The sequence below is a fragment of the Bacillus sp. BML-BC051 genome (genome assembly GCF_019656175.1).
Lineage (GTDB): Bacteria > Bacillota > Bacilli > Bacillales > Bacillaceae_G > Bacillus_A > Bacillus_A mobilis.
Map to the genome: position 1 here is coordinate 239,650 of NZ_BPLI01000018.1, position 15,994 is coordinate 255,643.

Consider the following 15,994-nt stretch of genomic DNA (forward strand, 5'->3'; position numbering starts at 1 on the left):
CACTATTCGCTAACACGAACTATTCATTTCACTTTACCTTTTTTATCCTATCATAAAATAAAAAAAAGAAAAATAAAAAGCCAAACATAAAATTTAATTTCATGATGTATATCTTCATTTAGATTGGACATAAATAATTATAACAACATCACCTTCGATGTTGTTGCCAACCGCGGAGAAGACTTACGTTTCCCCATAAGTTCTTCCTCCGGTTTCTCCTCTCCCTTTGCCTTCTTACTAGTACAAGCTAGTATAAGAAGGGCCCTGCTTTGCAGGGTTTTTTTTCTTTGTCTACTTTTCATTTAAAAAGTGAGATGGTACAGTAAGTAAAAGAAAGAGGAGGAAAAAATATGATTCAACGCTTTATAGAACTCGGAGAAGGCTACTCTGATTTATATGAATTACTTGAAATTGCCAAATCAAATCAAGAACGTATAACACATATGTTACAATTTGAAACGATTAAAAACGAAAAAAAAGTGTGCTCACTTGTTGTAATATTAAAACCGACTACTACTGGTGATTTCCAACCATTATACATATGTCGTGAAGGCATTCCTGTACTTGAAAATAAAAAAAGCAAACGCGTCATTTTATTTGAAGAAACCGCAGAACAACTAGGAAAAAAAGTGACTACCTTTACGGTAAAGCCATCCACAACTTTCCCAGAAAAAGAACTGTTCTTCAATCATCTAATTGGTATTTTACGAATGAATAATTTCATTCCTCCAATGAAATAATACTTTATTTCAAATAAAAAAATCCCCCGCTAAAATTAGCAAGGGATTTTTTTATTAGCTATAATCGTATTCTTTTGCCCGATCAGGACGTGAATTTTCAAATTCCGTTTTTAAATACGGGCGGTACGACTGTTCTATCTTTTTCACAAAAGGAAGTTTGTTCAACTTTTGCATCATATGCTCAATTTGTTCCATATCACAATATACTACTGCGTATTTTAAGCGTTTTGATATGTAATGTATGTTACCATATTTCCTTAAAATCTTGGCATGTTTCAATGAATGTAAATAAACAATCATACTTTGTCGTTGCCCGAACATAATCTTCTCCATCTTCTCCTTTTAAAAACATATATTTTATATTTTATGAAAACCAATCAGAAATTTATGACATTACAGGACAAACTCTGTATACGTTTTCTTCTATCTTCTAAAAAACGGGGTGATTTACCCCGTTTTACAGCCACAACCTCCGCCGGTACCACAACCTCCGCCACAGCCACCAGCATCAAAAAATGGATTTCCTGTTGGAACTTTGATGGAAGAAGACACCTCCGAACCGATTGCGACACTAACTTCATCTAACAACTTTTGCAAAGCTGTTTCTACTCGTTTAAAAGCTGCAATCTTATCATGTAAGTCTATAGAACGCTTTAACTCCCTCATTTTCGTCGAAACGAAAGTATAATCAGGATGGTATTTACCGAAACGTTGCACTTCTTCATATCGTTCTTTCATCGCTGTAAATTGCTGAATTAACGTCTGAACTTCCATATCTTCATGCAATTCTTTATAACACTTACGATAATCTTCTGCTATATCTGAACAGATGATCGCTTTTGCAAGCTGCTCTGCCTTATCTAATATCAATACGCTTTCTAGCGTCGCTACAATCATGAGAGACACCTCCGAGTATTCATCATACCACATTTAGAATAGAACTACTAATTGAAGTGTCTCACTAAACAGAAAGATATCACTCAAAATATTTTCTATATAATTCCAGATCATACTTATACATTAATATGTTCCGCAATATTATATTTCAAAACATCCCATTTCCCATTATTTTCTTTCACATAACTAATACATGCATTTTTTAATGGGGTCTTAAATGAAATATCTTCCGGTGCAATTGCATGTAAAATTGCTTTTATCGCATGTGAATGAGCCACAATGATAATACGTTTGCCAGAATGAGTTTCTGCAACATCTTTTACAGCAGCAAAACAACGAGCTACAATCTCTTCATCTTGCTCCATACCAACTACTTTACCTTCTGCAATTAACTCCCTAACAGTCGCAACGGGTTTCCCAGAAGCTTCACCAAAATTACGTTCAACAAATCGCTCATCTAATAAAATCGATTGTAATCCAGTAGCAACTGCAATTTCCTTAGCTGTTTCGTGTGCTCTAATTAATGGGCTACTTATAATAATATCCCATGCTCCTGCTTGCAAAGCAGCTGCACTTTGATTTGCTTGCTTCTTCCCTACTTCATTAAGTGGAATATCTTCACGTCCCTGAATAATCTCTTGAAAATTCCAATCAGTTTGTCCATGTCGTACTAAACAAATTTCCGTCATGCTCATGCTGCAACTCCTTTTTAAATAATCCGCTTCTATTGTATCAAAAGTTCTGCATGACGGACATAGTTTTCCCTTCCAATTATGTTGTATTTTGCTGCTTCATATACTGAAACATATCAATCATAATGGAAGCAACTGCCAATTGATTTTGAAATTTCTCAACTTTATCCGGTATCGTTTTTTTGAAATGTTGCAGAGCTGCTAACTCAAACGCCTCTTTTTCTTCAGGGTTTCGCGTTAGTTTTCTATACCAGTACGGTTGCTCCCTAATATAACGAGATAAATCCTCATCAGCCTTTATAAACTCCATAATTTCTGCTCTCATCCGCTTTCCCCCTAATCCTTCTGAAAGAAAAATGGATTATTTTCGGAAGTACTCTCTTCTTGCCGCGCGGGCTTCCCTTGAAATTGTTGAAAAACTTGTTGCACACTTCCAATAGCACTCGTCACATTGGCTAAATGGTGTTGCATTTGTTCCACATCTAGCTTTTTAAAGAAAGAAAGCATTTGTCCCATCACATCAGCAGTTTTTTCCTCTTCAGTTCGATTATCTTTTTCTTTTTTATTTTCTTTTACCGAAGTATAAGCAGGCGCTCCATCAGCTCTAAAAGTTTCCCATATCGGATCTTCCTCACCAAGTAAGTACCATTCTTCATAAAACTGTTGCCAAGTTTTATGACCACTTCTAACTTCATGAACCATTTTAGGGTGATGGTTTACAAACTCTTTAAACTGTTGAACCGATGGATGTAACGGTCCTTTTGTTGTCGGCATAATCCTCACCTCTTCATGTATATCTACTATATAATAAGAAAAAAAAGGCGCATGGTTCGCCTATTTTTAGACGATTCATGCACCTTTTTATCCTGCTATTTGCATACGGTAAGATTCCGACCTACAATTCAGTGAATACGAAGTACTTAAACGTGAGGTGTCCCCTACACAACTTAAAATTTCACTTTATTTCCGAATAAAGTTTTGTGTATAAAACTTATCGTATACCCCAACACCTAATCCTGTAAATTGTTCATTTAATACATTCTTTCTATGCCCTTCACTATTTAACCAACCTTGCACCGCCGCAATTCCATCACTATGTTGCGCCGCTATGTTCTCACCAGCAAGTTGAAATCCTACTTTCCCGCGCTGTAAACGATCTCCTAACGTACCTAGTGTAGGTGAATCGTGTGAAAAGTAATTATTATCCTTCATGTCTTTACTATGACCAATAGCCACATCTGCCGTTTGTTGATCCCATGTTAACAACGGCAACTCATGACGACTTCGGATAATATTTGTTAAATCAAAAATTTGTTGCATATTCCCATTCTCTATTTGTTTCATTTTTTCTGGAGTCAATGATTGTTCAGCTAATAATTCACCTGAATAAACAAGCTGATACGGTCTTTGACGTAATAATGTTTCATCATCCATATAACGAATACCAACAAGCTCATGTGTAAAATGATCAAAATATAATTGTGCCCAGCCATCTTCTACAGATATTAATGGTTGTTCCATCACTTCCGTGTCAGATAGCTCAAATTGATAACTATTTTTCCCTCTTTTTAACGAAATCTCATGCGAGAGTGGATTCTTTTTATACACTTCTTCATATTTTTCATTTATATAATAAGGCGGCACCTTAACTTGCTCTCCAGCAACATACGCCGTTACAACTTTTCGTTCCGCAACTCCAAATTGCACATACTGAGTTAAATCTTGATTGTATACCCACCATTCATATCCGTAAGCAGATGGCTCTATTCGAGATGGCTCGCCCCATTTTGCTAATAAATTTTCAGAGTCCCCACCAATCATATTTAAAACAGTATCGGAAGAGTCTTCATTTACTTGTTTTTTCTTTTTCACAATTTTATTTTCTTGCTTTGATTGAGATGGGGTTAATATATATTGTGAAACGAGTAATTTCCCGTATAAATCAATAGCTAAAATTAAAAATGTAATCATTACGATACGCAATAATTTCTTCACTCGATATACCTCCTGCACAAAACATAAAATTGAGATATACACAAATCCTTTTCTTTCCTTTTTTGTGTGTACCGTACTCTTTTCACTATATCATATTTTCGTAAAAAAAGTCTGTATTATCCCTTTTCTCTCAATATGAATTGCACTTTCTTATTATTCATACTATTATAAAAATAATGATATAACATTAAAAGAGGAGGTATTATATGCAATTTAAAAATACGAAATTTAATGGTGCAGTCGTTGATTTAGCACTATTAACAGAGATTATGGAAAAAAATCATTTTGTACTTGCTGGACAGTGGGATTATGAACGAGTTACATACGATTATAAATTCGAAATATTAAACGATGTTTATTATTTACGCGTACAAGGTTTAGCTGTTGAAGGTGACATTGGTAGTAGGCATGCTGAAATAAAACTACTTCCTCCCTTATTAGGTAAACATTATTATCCTCACGGCGTTGAGTATGGTGATGGTGAAACTTTCCCAACGAATGTACTTCAAAAAAGCGAACAACTCCTACAAAATGTCGAAAAAGAGTTAAAAGAATTCCAAATCATTGAATAAAATAAAAGTGAGTGCATCAATAGGATGCACTCACTTTTATTTCGTTTGTAAATACGGCGGCAATTGTTGCAACTGCTCTTTATCCTTTTCACGCTCTCGACGCGCCCATCGAAAAAATACATAGCCGATAATTGTGCCATACACTATTTCCTGGACAATTTTCATAATGATGCCGCCTGTTTGTTGGTCTTGTACGACTGGCATCCAGTGTAAAAATTCTGGTCCTGTTATATTTAAATCTGATAAAGTTCCCGCTGGTACACAAAGTTCCATCGCCTTCATCCAAGCAGCCGTATCCGTATACGTTGCGAATAACGGTGCAGTCGCAAAAATGATTAACGCGCAAGCTGGCGTTAATAATATACCGTTAGCAAACATATAACCAAGTTTCTTTATATCACTTAATGTTTGATATTCTGGTAATGGATTTAGCATCGGCCACCACATCACGATTGCCGTAAAGAACAATATAGCGAGACAAATAGGATGAGCAATTTGATTTTGTTTTACTGTATCAAAAACAACTGGTAAATGATAAAAAGAAAACAGGCCATTAAATACAAACAATGCAATAAGCGGCTTAGCAAATATCTTTAATATAATTTGAACGAACTTAAAAGAAGTAATATAACGATATAACCAAACCGGTATACCAAGCAACAATAACGGCGGAACTGCAATATACATGACTGCCATTTCAAACATATGTGCACTAAATATAATATGACCAATTAAATCAATAGGCCCTCCCTTTACAAAGTACAAAAGAACAATCCCAGTCGTAAAATAAAAAATTTGCTTCTTACTTACCTTCGTCGCATTTTCAAATCGCGTTCTATATGGCCCAATAATTAAAAAGTACCCTATAAGAATCGAAAGCATAAATGATAAAAAGATTGGACTCCATAGAGCTTGAAAACCAAATATCCACAAGTTACTCATTGTCACACCCACCTTCTTAAGGTTACCCTTTCACATAATATGAAGAGGGAGCTGTGATAACACAAGCTCCCTTATTTTTCACTTTTCAAATCCACACAATTGTCATAAAAGCTAAAATTGTAATTAACCCAATTAACAGACCAGAATAAAGAAAGAAACTTGCCGCTTCATGCCCTTTATGACTCATATGCATAAAATAATACAATTGAAAAATTACTTGTACCACTGCTAATAGTAAAATAAATGGTACTGAGAAAGTCGGACTAAAAGTTTTTGGATATGCTACTGCTGCAAATGCTACTAATGTTAAAAAAATCATTAATGCAAATGTAATAACTTGATGCTTCATTTCCTCCGCACTTTTTCTCTTCCGATAAACAAGATCAACTTTAGGATTATTCGTTTGCTTTATCGCCATTGTTTATCCCACCATTCCCATCAAATATACTACAGTGAAAATAAACACCCAAACTACGTCAATAAAGTGCCAATAAATCGATGCAACATAAAACTTCGGTGCATTGTATAGATTCAGACCTCTCTTCGCGTTTCTAAAGATTAATGTTAAAATCCAACACAATCCAAACAATACGTGGAGTCCATGTGTACCAACAAGAGCATAAAACGCGGAACCAAACGCACTACTTCTCATAGTATGCTTAAATTCATGCGTATAATGATAAAACTCATATATCTCAAACCCTAAAAATCCTAAACCTAGCAACACTGTTACTAGTAGCCAAAGTTGCATTTTTTTAAAGTTAAAGTTTTTCATATGATACATCGCATATACGCTCGTTAAGCTACTTGTTAATAAAAGCATCGTCATAATGAAAACGAGTGGCATTTGAAACATCTCTTGAGATGTCGGTCCACCATTTGTAGAATTCTTTAACGCTAAATATGTGCCAAACAAGGAAGCGAACAATACTGTTTCGCCTCCAAGAAATAACCAAAAACCGACAAACTTATTTTTCCCCTCAAGGGTTGCTTTTTCAGGCTCTGCTGGAAATGTTTCATTCGTTAATTTTTCATCTACATGCATTATGCCTTGCCCCCCTTATCTTCTAAATCTTCCTTATGAATATGATATCCATGATCATCGATTACTGAACGTAGGAACATTGTGCCAAATGTAATGATTAAACCAATAATTGCTACTAATAACCAAAACTTATCTTTTCCACCCTGCATATACATTGCACCAAATGCCGCTATAAACAACCCTAACGAAATGATAAATGGTGAAAATGATGGATTTGGCATATGAATATCACCAACTGGTTCCGCAGCTGTCATCTCTTTATTCCCTTCACGTTTTTCAATCCAAAACGGATCTAATCCGCGAACAAATGGTAATTGTTTAAAGTTATATTCCGGTGTAGGTGCTGGCATTGTCCATTCTAACGTACGTGCATCCCATGGATCACGACCAGCCTTTTCTTTTGATACTGTTGTTTTAATTACATTAAATAGAAGAACAATCGTTCCAAGAGCCATAAATACCGCTCCAATAGAACTAATCATATTCCCCATTTCCAATCCTTGCCCTTCAAGATATGTGTAGTAACGACGTGGCATACCAATTAATCCTAGGAAATGCTGAATAAAGAACGTTAAATGGAAACCGATAAAGAATAGCCAAAACGTTATCTTCCCTAACGTTTCATTCAGTACTTTATTAAACATTAGTGGCCAATAATAATGAGCCCCTGCAAGTAAACCAAATACAACACCGCCAACGATTACATAATGAAAGTGTGCTACTACGAAATAGTTATCATGAAATTGATAATCAGCTGGTGCAGATGCTAACATAACACCTGTAACTCCACCCATTACGAATGATGGAATGAAAGCTACTGCCCACATCATCGGTGTCGTAAAACGAATACTTCCGCCCCACATTGTAAAGAGCCAGTTGAATATTTTAATACCGGTCGGAACCGCAATCGCCATTGTTGCAACTGAGAAAATAGCATTTGCAACTGGACCAAGCCCAACAGTAAACATATGATGCGCCCATACCATAAATCCTAAGAATCCAATTAATACTGTCGCAAACACCATCGATGAATAACCAAATAATCGCTTTTTCGAAAATGTCGCGAAGATTTCTGAGAATATTCCGAAAGCTGGGAGTATAAGAATGTATACTTCTGGATGACCGAAAATCCAGAATAAATGCTCCCATATAATTGTATTCCCACCCAACGCTGGATTAAAGAAACTTGTTCCAAATAAACGATCTAACATTAAAAGTCCTAATCCTACAGTTAACGGCGGAAAGGCGAATAATATTAGCGAAGATGTTACAAATGTCGTCCATGTAAACATCGGCATACGCATATACGTCATTCCTGGCGCACGCATATTAATAATGGTTACAAGGAAGTTAATACCTCCAATTAATGTACCAATACCGGAGATTTGCAAGCCGAGTACATAAAAATCAACACCATGGCCTTTAGAGGCTAAAGCTAAAGATGCATAAGATGTCCATCCTGCATCAGGTGCTCCACCTAAAAACCAACTTAAATTTAAAAATACTCCACCAAAGAAAAACAACCAAAATCCGAGTGAATTCAAAAACGGGAACGCTACATCGCGTGCACCAATTTGAAGTGGTACAGCGGCGTTCATAAATGCAAACACGAGTGGCATAGCTGCGAGGAAAATCATTGTTGTACCGTGCATCGTTAATACTTGATTATAAGCATCCCCAACAAGAAAAGCGTTGTTAGGAATCGCTAATTGAAGGCGAATAAATAGAGCTTCTATTCCGCCTATTACAAAAAACAATCCACCTGCAATTAAATAGAGAATGGCAATCTTTTTATGGTCTACTGTCGTTAAATAATCCCATATGACAGCACCCATCCCCTGTTTTTTTGCTACAGAACTCACGTTTTCAACCTCCCCTTCGCGAATAATCCCTCTTTACTTTTCAACTTTTAACGTTTGTAAGTATGCATTTAATGCATCAATTTGATCATCCGTTAAGTTGCCATATTTACCAGTCATTTTATTTCCTGGTTTCATATTTTCAGGATCTTTCAGCCATTTTTTTAAGTTTTCTTCATTGTTTTCGGCAATACCGGCAACCATATCGCGATCCGCAAAGTTTGCTAAGTTTGGTGCGATACGAGCGGAAGGTGGTCTACTATCATTAGATCCAACTGCGTGACAACCAATACAGCTTTTATTAAATATTTCTTGGCCCTCTTGCGCCTTTGTTGAAGCTACTTCTTTCTTCCCATCAATCTTTTTCATATCAGCAAGCCACTTTTTGTACTCGCTTTCATCTAAAGCTTTCACTTTGAATTGCATTAAAGAATGTGATGGGCCGCAAAATTCTGTACAAAAACCATTATAAGTGCCCGATTTGTCTGCCTTTAACCACATTTTGTTCACATTATCTGTATTTGTATCCATTTTCCCAGCTAAAGATGGAACCCAAAATGAATGTTTAATATCGGCACCCTTCAAATTCAAATACACTTTCTTACCTGTGGGGATGACTAAATCTTGAGAAGTTACTATCTTTTCTGATTTGTAAGAAAATTCCCACCAATAAAGATTCGCTGTTACATCAACAACGATAGTATCTTTATCAATATTCTTTTTCTCCATCGCACTTACATCAGCAAGTTTGAATGTATATGTAACCGTCGGAACAGCTAAGATTAACAAAAGAATAATCGGAATAACTGTCCATATAATTTCTAGTTTGTGATTCCCTTCAACTTGCTCCGGAATATAATCTTCCTGACCCTTCTTTTGTCGGAAACGCACAATTACATATAAGAAAATAATAGTAACAACTAGTACTACTCCTACCATAATCGCAGTTGCTAGTAAGAGCAAATCATATTGCATTTTTGCTACTTCTCCTTGCGGAATTAAAGTAGATTGAAAGGCTTTACCGCATCCCCCTAACAGTAAAGCCAGCAGTGAAACGAACGAAAGCAGTCGCCACTGTTTCTTCATACAAACAACCCCCACTTTCCTTGTGAATTAGATTGTACTTTATAGTTAAGTAAAGTAAATCTCAACGTAAAGAAATCCAATTATGTCGTTGTCTTAGAAGAATGTAACTACAATCATTGATACAAATAAGATTGTTAAATAATTTAGGGAATAAACAAACATTTGTACGGACCATTTGATGTCATCTTGCTTACGGAAGCCATAAAATCCTAAAATGATCCATCCGATGTTAAGCAAAGTTGCAATTACCATAAATGTTATCCCTAGTCCACTCATATAAAATGGTAGTGGCAATAAACATACTGTCCAAATCATAATTTGGCGTTTCGTAATTTCAAATCCATGAACTACAGGAAGCATTGGGATTCCTGCATTTCGATATTCATCAACACGTTTCATTGCTAATGCAAGGAAATGTGGGATTTGCCAAATAAACATAATCAAAAATAGCATCCAAGCAATTGGATGACCTAAAGATGGATCGATTGCTGCCCATCCAATTAAAGGTGGAACTGCACCAGAGATACTACCTACAACAGTATTTAGTGTATACTTTCTCTTTGTCCACAAACTATATAGAACAACATATGTGAAAGCACCAATAAACCCCATTAACACTGCCATTGGTGTTGTTAATAATAAAAATACAAACCCAAGAAGTAATATAACTAATCCAAATGTAAGTGCAAATCCTGGTTTATACTTTCCAGTAACCGTTGGACGGGTCTTTGTTCTTTCCATTAATGGATCGATGTCTCGATCAATGTAGTTGTTTAAACAACATACCCCTGCCATAACTAATCCAGAACCAACGATTGTAAAAAATAACTTATCCAGATTATCCATCACACTTAATCCATTAAAGTGTAATGCCAACCAAAATCCTGTAAATACAGTAAGTGTATTTGAGTTTACAATCCCCATTTTAACGAGTGCTTTTAAATCTTGTAACCGAGTTGTTTCCGGTACACTTGTAACAGCAGACTCATCATGCAGCTCACTTGTTGCATGGTTCATCACTTTAACCCCCTCTTAAAACTTTCATCTTTCTTTTTGCGCCTATTTCAAATGAAATATTTCGCTTCTATATAGCAATATTATTACAGTAGAAACATTGTTAACCCATTCTACTACTAATCTACGCCCATACTCCAATATATTAAATCATATTTCCCGAACATTTTGTGAAGAAAACATGAACTTTTTGTGTCGAACATAAAAAACTTAATTCTTACTTGTCCTTATCATAACATGATGTTACCTTCTATCATAAACTTTTTTGTCATATTTAACACGTATTCTCCCCATTTCTTTTCAAAATAGCCTATTTTCCCCCTAAAATTTTCCTTATATATCCTATTTCTACACCCATTTTCTCTCCCCTGTTTTCCCCCGCCATTTCTTTGCTATTTTATTATTTTTTATATATCATAGGAACTAGCGCGTTTTATTCTATACATAATGGAATGAAAATATTTCGCAATAACTTCATAGCAGAAAGATGGTGAAAGAGATTGCAACGCTTTATTAAATGGTTAGCAGTCATTACGAGTCTTGATTTATTAATAGTTTTATTAGGAGGCGCCTTAGTTACAAAAACAGGTTCTGGCCAAGGCTGCGGTAAATCATGGCCACTTTGTAACGGTGAATTTGTTCCATCTAATTTATCAATGGAAACTATTATTGAACTAAGTCATCGCCTTACATCAGGATCAGCAGGAATTCTTGTCACTCTCCTTTGTATTTTGTCCTGGAAATATTATAAACATGTGCGCGAAACAAAAACGTTAGCAATTTTATCCTTCGTATTTTTAGTTGCACAAGCATTAATGGGAGCTGCAGCAGTTGTTTGGGGACAAATGCCAGCTGTACTTGCTATCCATTTCGGTATTTCCTTAATTTCATTTGCTTCTGTTATTTTATTAACGTGTCTTATCTTTGAAATCGACCAAAAATTTGATGCACGTTCACTTATTATGGACAAAAAAATGAAATTTCATATTTATGGTGTAACAATTTACTGTTATCTCGTTGTCTACACAGGGGCTCTAGTACGTCACGAACGAGCTAGCTTAGCCTGTCCAGACTTCCCTTTATGTAGCAAAAATAGACCTATGCCAACTCAACTCCACGAATGGGTTCAAATGGGACATAGAGTTGCAGCGATGTTAATTTTCGCTTGGATACTATACGCGATGATTCTGGCTATTCGCCATTACAAACAGCAGCCTGTCGTATACTGGGGATGGATCATTTCATTTATCCTTGTTACACTTCAAGCTATCGTAGGAATTTTAGTTGTATTTACAAATGCTAGTTTAGCAATGGCATTATTACATTCACTATTCATTTCTTGCTTGTTTGCTGTACTATGCTATTTAGTTATGTTAGGTACAAGAAGTAAAGCGAATGCAAAAGAAGCTGGATCAACTTCTAAACAAACAAAATAAATTCACATTAAAATACCTTGCCGAATTGGCAAGGTATTTTTTGCGATAAAGTGAAACTTTAATCAGTGGGGGTCTTACTGCCCATTTATGCGGGATAAAGAAAAAGAGCTGCATGTACACAGCTCTTTTCTATTTTAGTGATCTAATTCAATAAGTAAATCACCCGTTTGAATTGCATCTCCATCGTTAACATATACTTTTTTCACTTTACCATTGAACGGCGCTTGAACCGTCGTTTCCATTTTCATTGCTTCTGTAATTGCCATAGAATCGCCTTTTTTCACTTCATCGCCTTCTTTTACAACTACTTTAATTACCGTTCCTGGCATTGTTGCACTAATGTGGTTTGGATTTTCACGGTTTCCTTTCACACGTTGTGCCACTGTTGCTTTCACACTTTCGTCTTTCACAACAATCTCACGTGGTTGTCCGTTAAACTCCAAATAAAGAACACGATTTCCATCTGGTTGAGGCTCTCCGATTGATACTAGTTTAACCATCAATGTTTTACCTTGTTCGATTTCCACATTGATTTCTTCACCAAGTCTCATACCATAGAAGAATGTCGGTGTATCAAGCACAGATACACTTCCATAAAGCTCAGCAACTTTTTCGTAATCCATAAATACTTTTGGATATAATGCATATGCAACGACATCAAAAATCGTCACTTCGCGTCCAAGTTTATGGAATAGCTCTTCTTTTAACGCATCAAAATCTACTGGCTCTAATAATTCACCCGGTCTTACTGTTAATGGCTCTTTCCCTTTTAAAATAATCTCTTGTAATTGTTTCGGGAAACCACCGTATGGTTGTCCTAAATCTCCTGAGAACATTTCAACAACAGATCCTGGGAAGTCCATAGAATGCCCTCGCTCTAAAACATCTTGTTCTGTTAAGTGGTTTTGAACCATAAATAATGCCATATCACCGACAACTTTAGATGATGGCGTTACTTTAACAATATCGCCAAACATGTCATTCACACGGCGATACATTACTTTCACTTCATCGAAGCGATCTCCTAAACCAACGGCTTTCGCTTGTTGTTGTAGATTACTATACTGTCCGCCTGGCATTTCGTGCATGTATACCTCTGTATGGGGTGCATTCATACCACTTTCAAACGGTGCGTAGTATTTACGTACATCTTCCCAGTAATGAGATAATTTTTCTAATGAATCTATATTAACGTCCGGCTGTCTTTCGTTTCCACCTAATGCATAGTATAGCGTGTTCGCACTTGGTTGTGACGTTTGACCAGCCATAGAACTTACTGCTACATCGACAATGTCAACACCTGCTTCAATTGCCTTTGTATACGTTAATATACCATTTCCACTCGTATCGTGTGTATGCAAGTGAATCGGAATCGATACCGTCTCTTTTAATGCAGAAACTAAATCATATGCCGCATTAGGTTTTAATAAGCCTGCCATATCTTTAATTCCTAATATATGTGCTCCTGATGCTTCTAACTCTTTTGCTAAATTTTTATAGTAATTTAAATCATATTTACTACGTAACGGATCATGAATATCTCCTGTGTAGCACATTGTTGCTTCTGCAATTTTACCAGTGTCTCGTACAGCATCAATCGCAACTCTCATACCTTCTACCCAGTTTAAGCTATCAAAAATACGGAACACATCAATTCCAGCTTGAGCAGAACATTCCACAAATTTTTGAATTAAATTATCCGGATAGTTTTTGTAACCAACTGCGTTTGAAGAACGCAGTAACATTTGGAATAAAACGTTTGGCATTTTTTCACGAAGATCTAGTAATCGTTCCCATGGATCTTCCTTTAAGAAACGATATGCAACATCAAACGTTGCACCACCCCACATTTCCGCTGAGAATAGGTTCGGTAACATTCTCGCTGTCGGCTCTGCAATTTGATGTAAATCTTTTGTACGAATACGCGTCGCAAGTAATGACTGATGCGCATCACGGAATGTTGTATCCGTTAAAAGTACACGGTTTTGATCTTGTACCCACTTTACTAATCCGTCTGCTCCACGCTCATCCAAAATTTGTTTCGTTCCATTTTGGATCGGCTCTGAGTGTAATACATTCGGTATACGAGCATCCGGGAAAATTGGTTTCTCTTTTTTCCCTACTCCTGGGAAGCCATTTACTGTTACTGTCCCAATGTAATTTAACATTTTTGTTCCGCGGTCTTTACGTTTCGGGAACAAGAATAGTTCAGGTGACGCATCAATAAATGAAGTGTCATATTCTCCTGATAAGAAGTTTTTATGTTTTACTACATTCTCTAGGAATGGAATATTTGTTTTAATACCACGAATACGGAATTCTTTTAAGTTACGTTCCATTTTCGCAGCAGCTTGTTCAAAAGTAAGTGCCCATGTTGTAACTTTTACAAGTAAAGAATCATAGTACGGTGTAATAACAGCACCTTGGAAACTATTACCTGTATCAAGACGAACACCGAAACCACCACCTGATCGGTACGCCATAATTTTCCCTGTATCCGGCATAAAATTATTTAATGGGTCTTCAGTCGTTACACGAGATTGTATTGCAAATCCATGTACAACTACTTCCTCTTGCTTCGGAACACCTACCATTTTACTATGTAATGCATGTCCATCAGCTATTAAAATTTGCGATTGAACGATATCTACTCCTGTAATCATTTCTGTAATCGTATGTTCAACTTGAACACGTGGATTTACTTCTATGAAGTAAAACTCATCACCTTTTACAAGAAATTCTACTGTTCCTGCGTTTAAATAATTTACATTTTTCGTTAATTTAACAGCAGCATCACAAATACGCTGACGCAAATCATCTGAAAGTGACACACTAGGTGCAATTTCTACAACTTTTTGATGACGACGTTGTACAGAACAGTCTCGCTCGTATAAATGAACAACATTGCCCTCTTCATCTGCTAAAATTTGAACTTCTATATGTTTAGGTTTTTCAACGAATTTTTCAACGTACACTTCATCATTACCAAAGGCTGCTTTCGCTTCTGACTTCGCTCGATTATACGATTCTCTTAATTCTTCACTAGTACGTACAATACGCATACCACGACCACCACCGCCAAGGGAAGCTTTAATAATAATCGGGTAATCATACTTTTCAGCAAATTCTCCAACTTCTTCTATTGAATTTACTGGCCCATCACTACCAGGAATAACTGGAATTTGTGCTAGCTGCGCTTGTGTTCTTGCTTTCACTTTATCTCCAAACATATCTAAATGCTTACTCTTTGGACCGATAAAGATAATTCCTTCTTCTTCACAACGTTTTGCGAATTGAATATTTTCTGACAAGAAACCATATCCAGGGTGGATTGCATCTACATGATTACTTTTCGCAATCTCAATAATGCCCTCAATATCTAGATAAGCATCAATTGGCTTTTTCCCTTCCCCAACTAAATAGGACTCATCGGCTTTATAACGATGATAAGAACCACTATCCTCTTTAGAATAGATTGCAACTGTTTTTAATCCAAGTTCCGAACAAGCTCGAAACACACGAATTGCAATCTCTCCACGGTTAGCTACCAATACTTTTTGAATACGTTGCAGCTTTGTCATGATTTTCCCCCTCTACTTTCCTACCACTCTAGAGATAAAATATATACACACCATAAAGAGCGTGAAGTTCTTCACTTTCTACATTATATTATACTTAGAAAGCTTCACTTTATTTTTATCCATCATACCTTATTT

Annotated in this window: 16 protein-coding genes; 3 read left to right on the forward strand and 13 right to left on the reverse strand. The window is 36.2% G+C overall.

The features are described from left to right. The first annotated feature begins 350 nt into the window (after positions 1-350). Complete coding sequence (locus K5S59_RS10740; protein ID WP_000616014.1) at positions 351-740, forward strand: DUF7147 family protein; 390 nt, start codon at positions 351-353, stop codon at positions 738-740. Positions 741-794: 54 nt separating this feature from the next. On the opposite strand, the gene K5S59_RS10745 is transcribed toward K5S59_RS10740, so the two are convergent. The 6 genes from K5S59_RS10745 to K5S59_RS10770 all read right to left on the reverse strand — a co-directional run bounded on the left by K5S59_RS10745 (position 795) and on the right by K5S59_RS10770 (position 4,324). Then, entirely contained in the window at positions 795-1,061 is a 267-nt protein-coding gene (locus K5S59_RS10745) for a YlbG family protein (protein WP_002080814.1), read from the reverse strand. A 126-nt stretch (positions 1,062-1,187) separates the two neighbouring features. Further along, on the reverse strand, positions 1,188-1,637 hold the full coding sequence (locus tag K5S59_RS10750) for a YlbF/YmcA family competence regulator (RefSeq protein WP_097816891.1): 450 nt from the start codon (positions 1,635-1,637) through the stop codon (positions 1,188-1,190). A 116-nt stretch (positions 1,638-1,753) separates the two neighbouring features. Continuing rightward, positions 1,754-2,326, reverse strand: a complete 573-nt coding sequence (locus K5S59_RS10755; RefSeq protein WP_002072779.1) for a histidine phosphatase family protein — start codon at positions 2,324-2,326, stop codon at positions 1,754-1,756. Between the two features lie 82 nt (positions 2,327-2,408). Next, entirely contained in the window at positions 2,409-2,654 is a 246-nt protein-coding gene (locus K5S59_RS10760; protein ID WP_001200989.1) for a YlbE-like family protein, read from the reverse strand. Positions 2,655-2,665: 11 nt separating this feature from the next. Continuing rightward, a complete protein-coding gene (ylbD, locus tag K5S59_RS10765) occupies positions 2,666-3,103 on the reverse strand; it encodes a YlbD family protein (protein ID WP_001143347.1) in 438 nt (145 codons plus the stop codon). A gap of 186 nt (positions 3,104-3,289) precedes the next feature. Next, the gene (locus K5S59_RS10770) at positions 3,290-4,324 is read right to left on the reverse strand and encodes a CAP domain-containing protein (protein ID WP_120450831.1); all 1,035 of its coding nucleotides are present in this window, start codon (positions 4,322-4,324) and stop codon (positions 3,290-3,292) included. Between the two features lie 206 nt (positions 4,325-4,530). Between K5S59_RS10770 and K5S59_RS10775 the strand changes: the two genes are divergently transcribed. Continuing rightward, positions 4,531-4,896 (forward strand): YugN family protein, encoded by a 366-nt coding sequence (locus tag K5S59_RS10775; RefSeq protein WP_120450832.1) that lies wholly within the window; start codon positions 4,531-4,533, stop codon positions 4,894-4,896. Between the two features lie 36 nt (positions 4,897-4,932). On the opposite strand, the gene ctaG is transcribed toward K5S59_RS10775, so the two are convergent. From ctaG to ctaB, 6 genes are all read right to left on the reverse strand, one after another. Then, positions 4,933-5,838 (reverse strand): cytochrome c oxidase assembly factor CtaG, encoded by a 906-nt coding sequence (gene ctaG, locus K5S59_RS10780; RefSeq protein WP_000069034.1) that lies wholly within the window; start codon positions 5,836-5,838, stop codon positions 4,933-4,935. An 85-nt stretch (positions 5,839-5,923) separates the two neighbouring features. Continuing rightward, positions 5,924-6,256 carry a cytochrome c oxidase subunit IVB gene (ctaF, locus tag K5S59_RS10785; protein ID WP_000985699.1) on the reverse strand — a complete coding sequence of 111 codons (333 nt, stop codon included), beginning with the start codon at positions 6,254-6,256 and terminating at the stop codon, positions 5,924-5,926. 3 nt (positions 6,257-6,259) lie between these two features. Further along, on the reverse strand, positions 6,260-6,883 hold the full coding sequence (ctaE, locus tag K5S59_RS10790; protein WP_000557861.1) for a cytochrome c oxidase subunit III: 624 nt from the start codon (positions 6,881-6,883) through the stop codon (positions 6,260-6,262). Then, positions 6,883-8,718 (reverse strand): cytochrome c oxidase subunit I, encoded by a 1,836-nt coding sequence (ctaD, locus tag K5S59_RS10795; protein WP_170955056.1) that lies wholly within the window; start codon positions 8,716-8,718, stop codon positions 6,883-6,885. The genes ctaE and ctaD overlap by 1 nt, the downstream gene beginning before the upstream one ends. Positions 8,719-8,778: 60 nt before the next feature. Next, a complete protein-coding gene (gene coxB, locus K5S59_RS10800) occupies positions 8,779-9,828 on the reverse strand; it encodes a cytochrome c oxidase subunit II (protein ID WP_000745278.1) in 1,050 nt (349 codons plus the stop codon). A gap of 93 nt (positions 9,829-9,921) precedes the next feature. After that, on the reverse strand, positions 9,922-10,845 hold the full coding sequence (gene ctaB, locus K5S59_RS10805) for a protoheme IX farnesyltransferase (protein WP_001015057.1): 924 nt from the start codon (positions 10,843-10,845) through the stop codon (positions 9,922-9,924). 497 nt (positions 10,846-11,342) lie between these two features. On the opposite strand from ctaB, the gene ctaA reads away from it, so the two are divergent. Next, the gene (gene ctaA, locus K5S59_RS10810; protein ID WP_001188731.1) at positions 11,343-12,278 is read left to right on the forward strand and encodes a heme A synthase; all 936 of its coding nucleotides are present in this window, start codon (positions 11,343-11,345) and stop codon (positions 12,276-12,278) included. Between the two features lie 134 nt (positions 12,279-12,412). Here ctaA and pyc read toward each other — a convergent pair whose 3' ends face one another. Then, positions 12,413-15,859, reverse strand: a complete 3,447-nt coding sequence (pyc, locus tag K5S59_RS10815) for a pyruvate carboxylase (protein ID WP_098258678.1) — start codon at positions 15,857-15,859, stop codon at positions 12,413-12,415. Positions 15,860-15,994 lie beyond the last annotated feature (135 nt).

Coding starts and splice junctions, on each gene's coding strand:
- K5S59_RS10740 (WP_000616014.1), top strand. CDS start 351: ATGATTCAACGCTTTATAGAACTCGGAGAAGGCTACTCTGATTTATAT.
- K5S59_RS10745 (WP_002080814.1), bottom strand. CDS start 1,061: ATGTTCGGGCAACGACAAAGTATGATTGTTTATTTACATTCATTGAAA.
- K5S59_RS10750 (WP_097816891.1), bottom strand. CDS start 1,637: ATGATTGTAGCGACGCTAGAAAGCGTATTGATATTAGATAAGGCAGAG.
- K5S59_RS10755 (WP_002072779.1), bottom strand. CDS start 2,326: ATGACGGAAATTTGTTTAGTACGACATGGACAAACTGATTGGAATTTT.
- K5S59_RS10760 (WP_001200989.1), bottom strand. CDS start 2,654: ATGAGAGCAGAAATTATGGAGTTTATAAAGGCTGATGAGGATTTATCT.
- ylbD (WP_001143347.1), bottom strand. CDS start 3,103: ATGCCGACAACAAAAGGACCGTTACATCCATCGGTTCAACAGTTTAAA.
- K5S59_RS10775 (WP_120450832.1), top strand. CDS start 4,531: ATGCAATTTAAAAATACGAAATTTAATGGTGCAGTCGTTGATTTAGCA.
- ctaG (WP_000069034.1), bottom strand. CDS start 5,838: ATGAGTAACTTGTGGATATTTGGTTTTCAAGCTCTATGGAGTCCAATC.
- ctaF (WP_000985699.1), bottom strand. CDS start 6,256: ATGGCGATAAAGCAAACGAATAATCCTAAAGTTGATCTTGTTTATCGG.
- ctaE (WP_000557861.1), bottom strand. CDS start 6,883: ATGCATGTAGATGAAAAATTAACGAATGAAACATTTCCAGCAGAGCCT.
- ctaD (WP_170955056.1), bottom strand. CDS start 8,718: ATGGGTGCTGTCATATGGGATTATTTAACGACAGTAGACCATAAAAAG.
- coxB (WP_000745278.1), bottom strand. CDS start 9,828: ATGAAGAAACAGTGGCGACTGCTTTCGTTCGTTTCACTGCTGGCTTTA.
- ctaB (WP_001015057.1), bottom strand. CDS start 10,845: ATGAACCATGCAACAAGTGAGCTGCATGATGAGTCTGCTGTTACAAGT.
- pyc (WP_098258678.1), bottom strand. CDS start 15,859: ATGACAAAGCTGCAACGTATTCAAAAAGTATTGGTAGCTAACCGTGGA.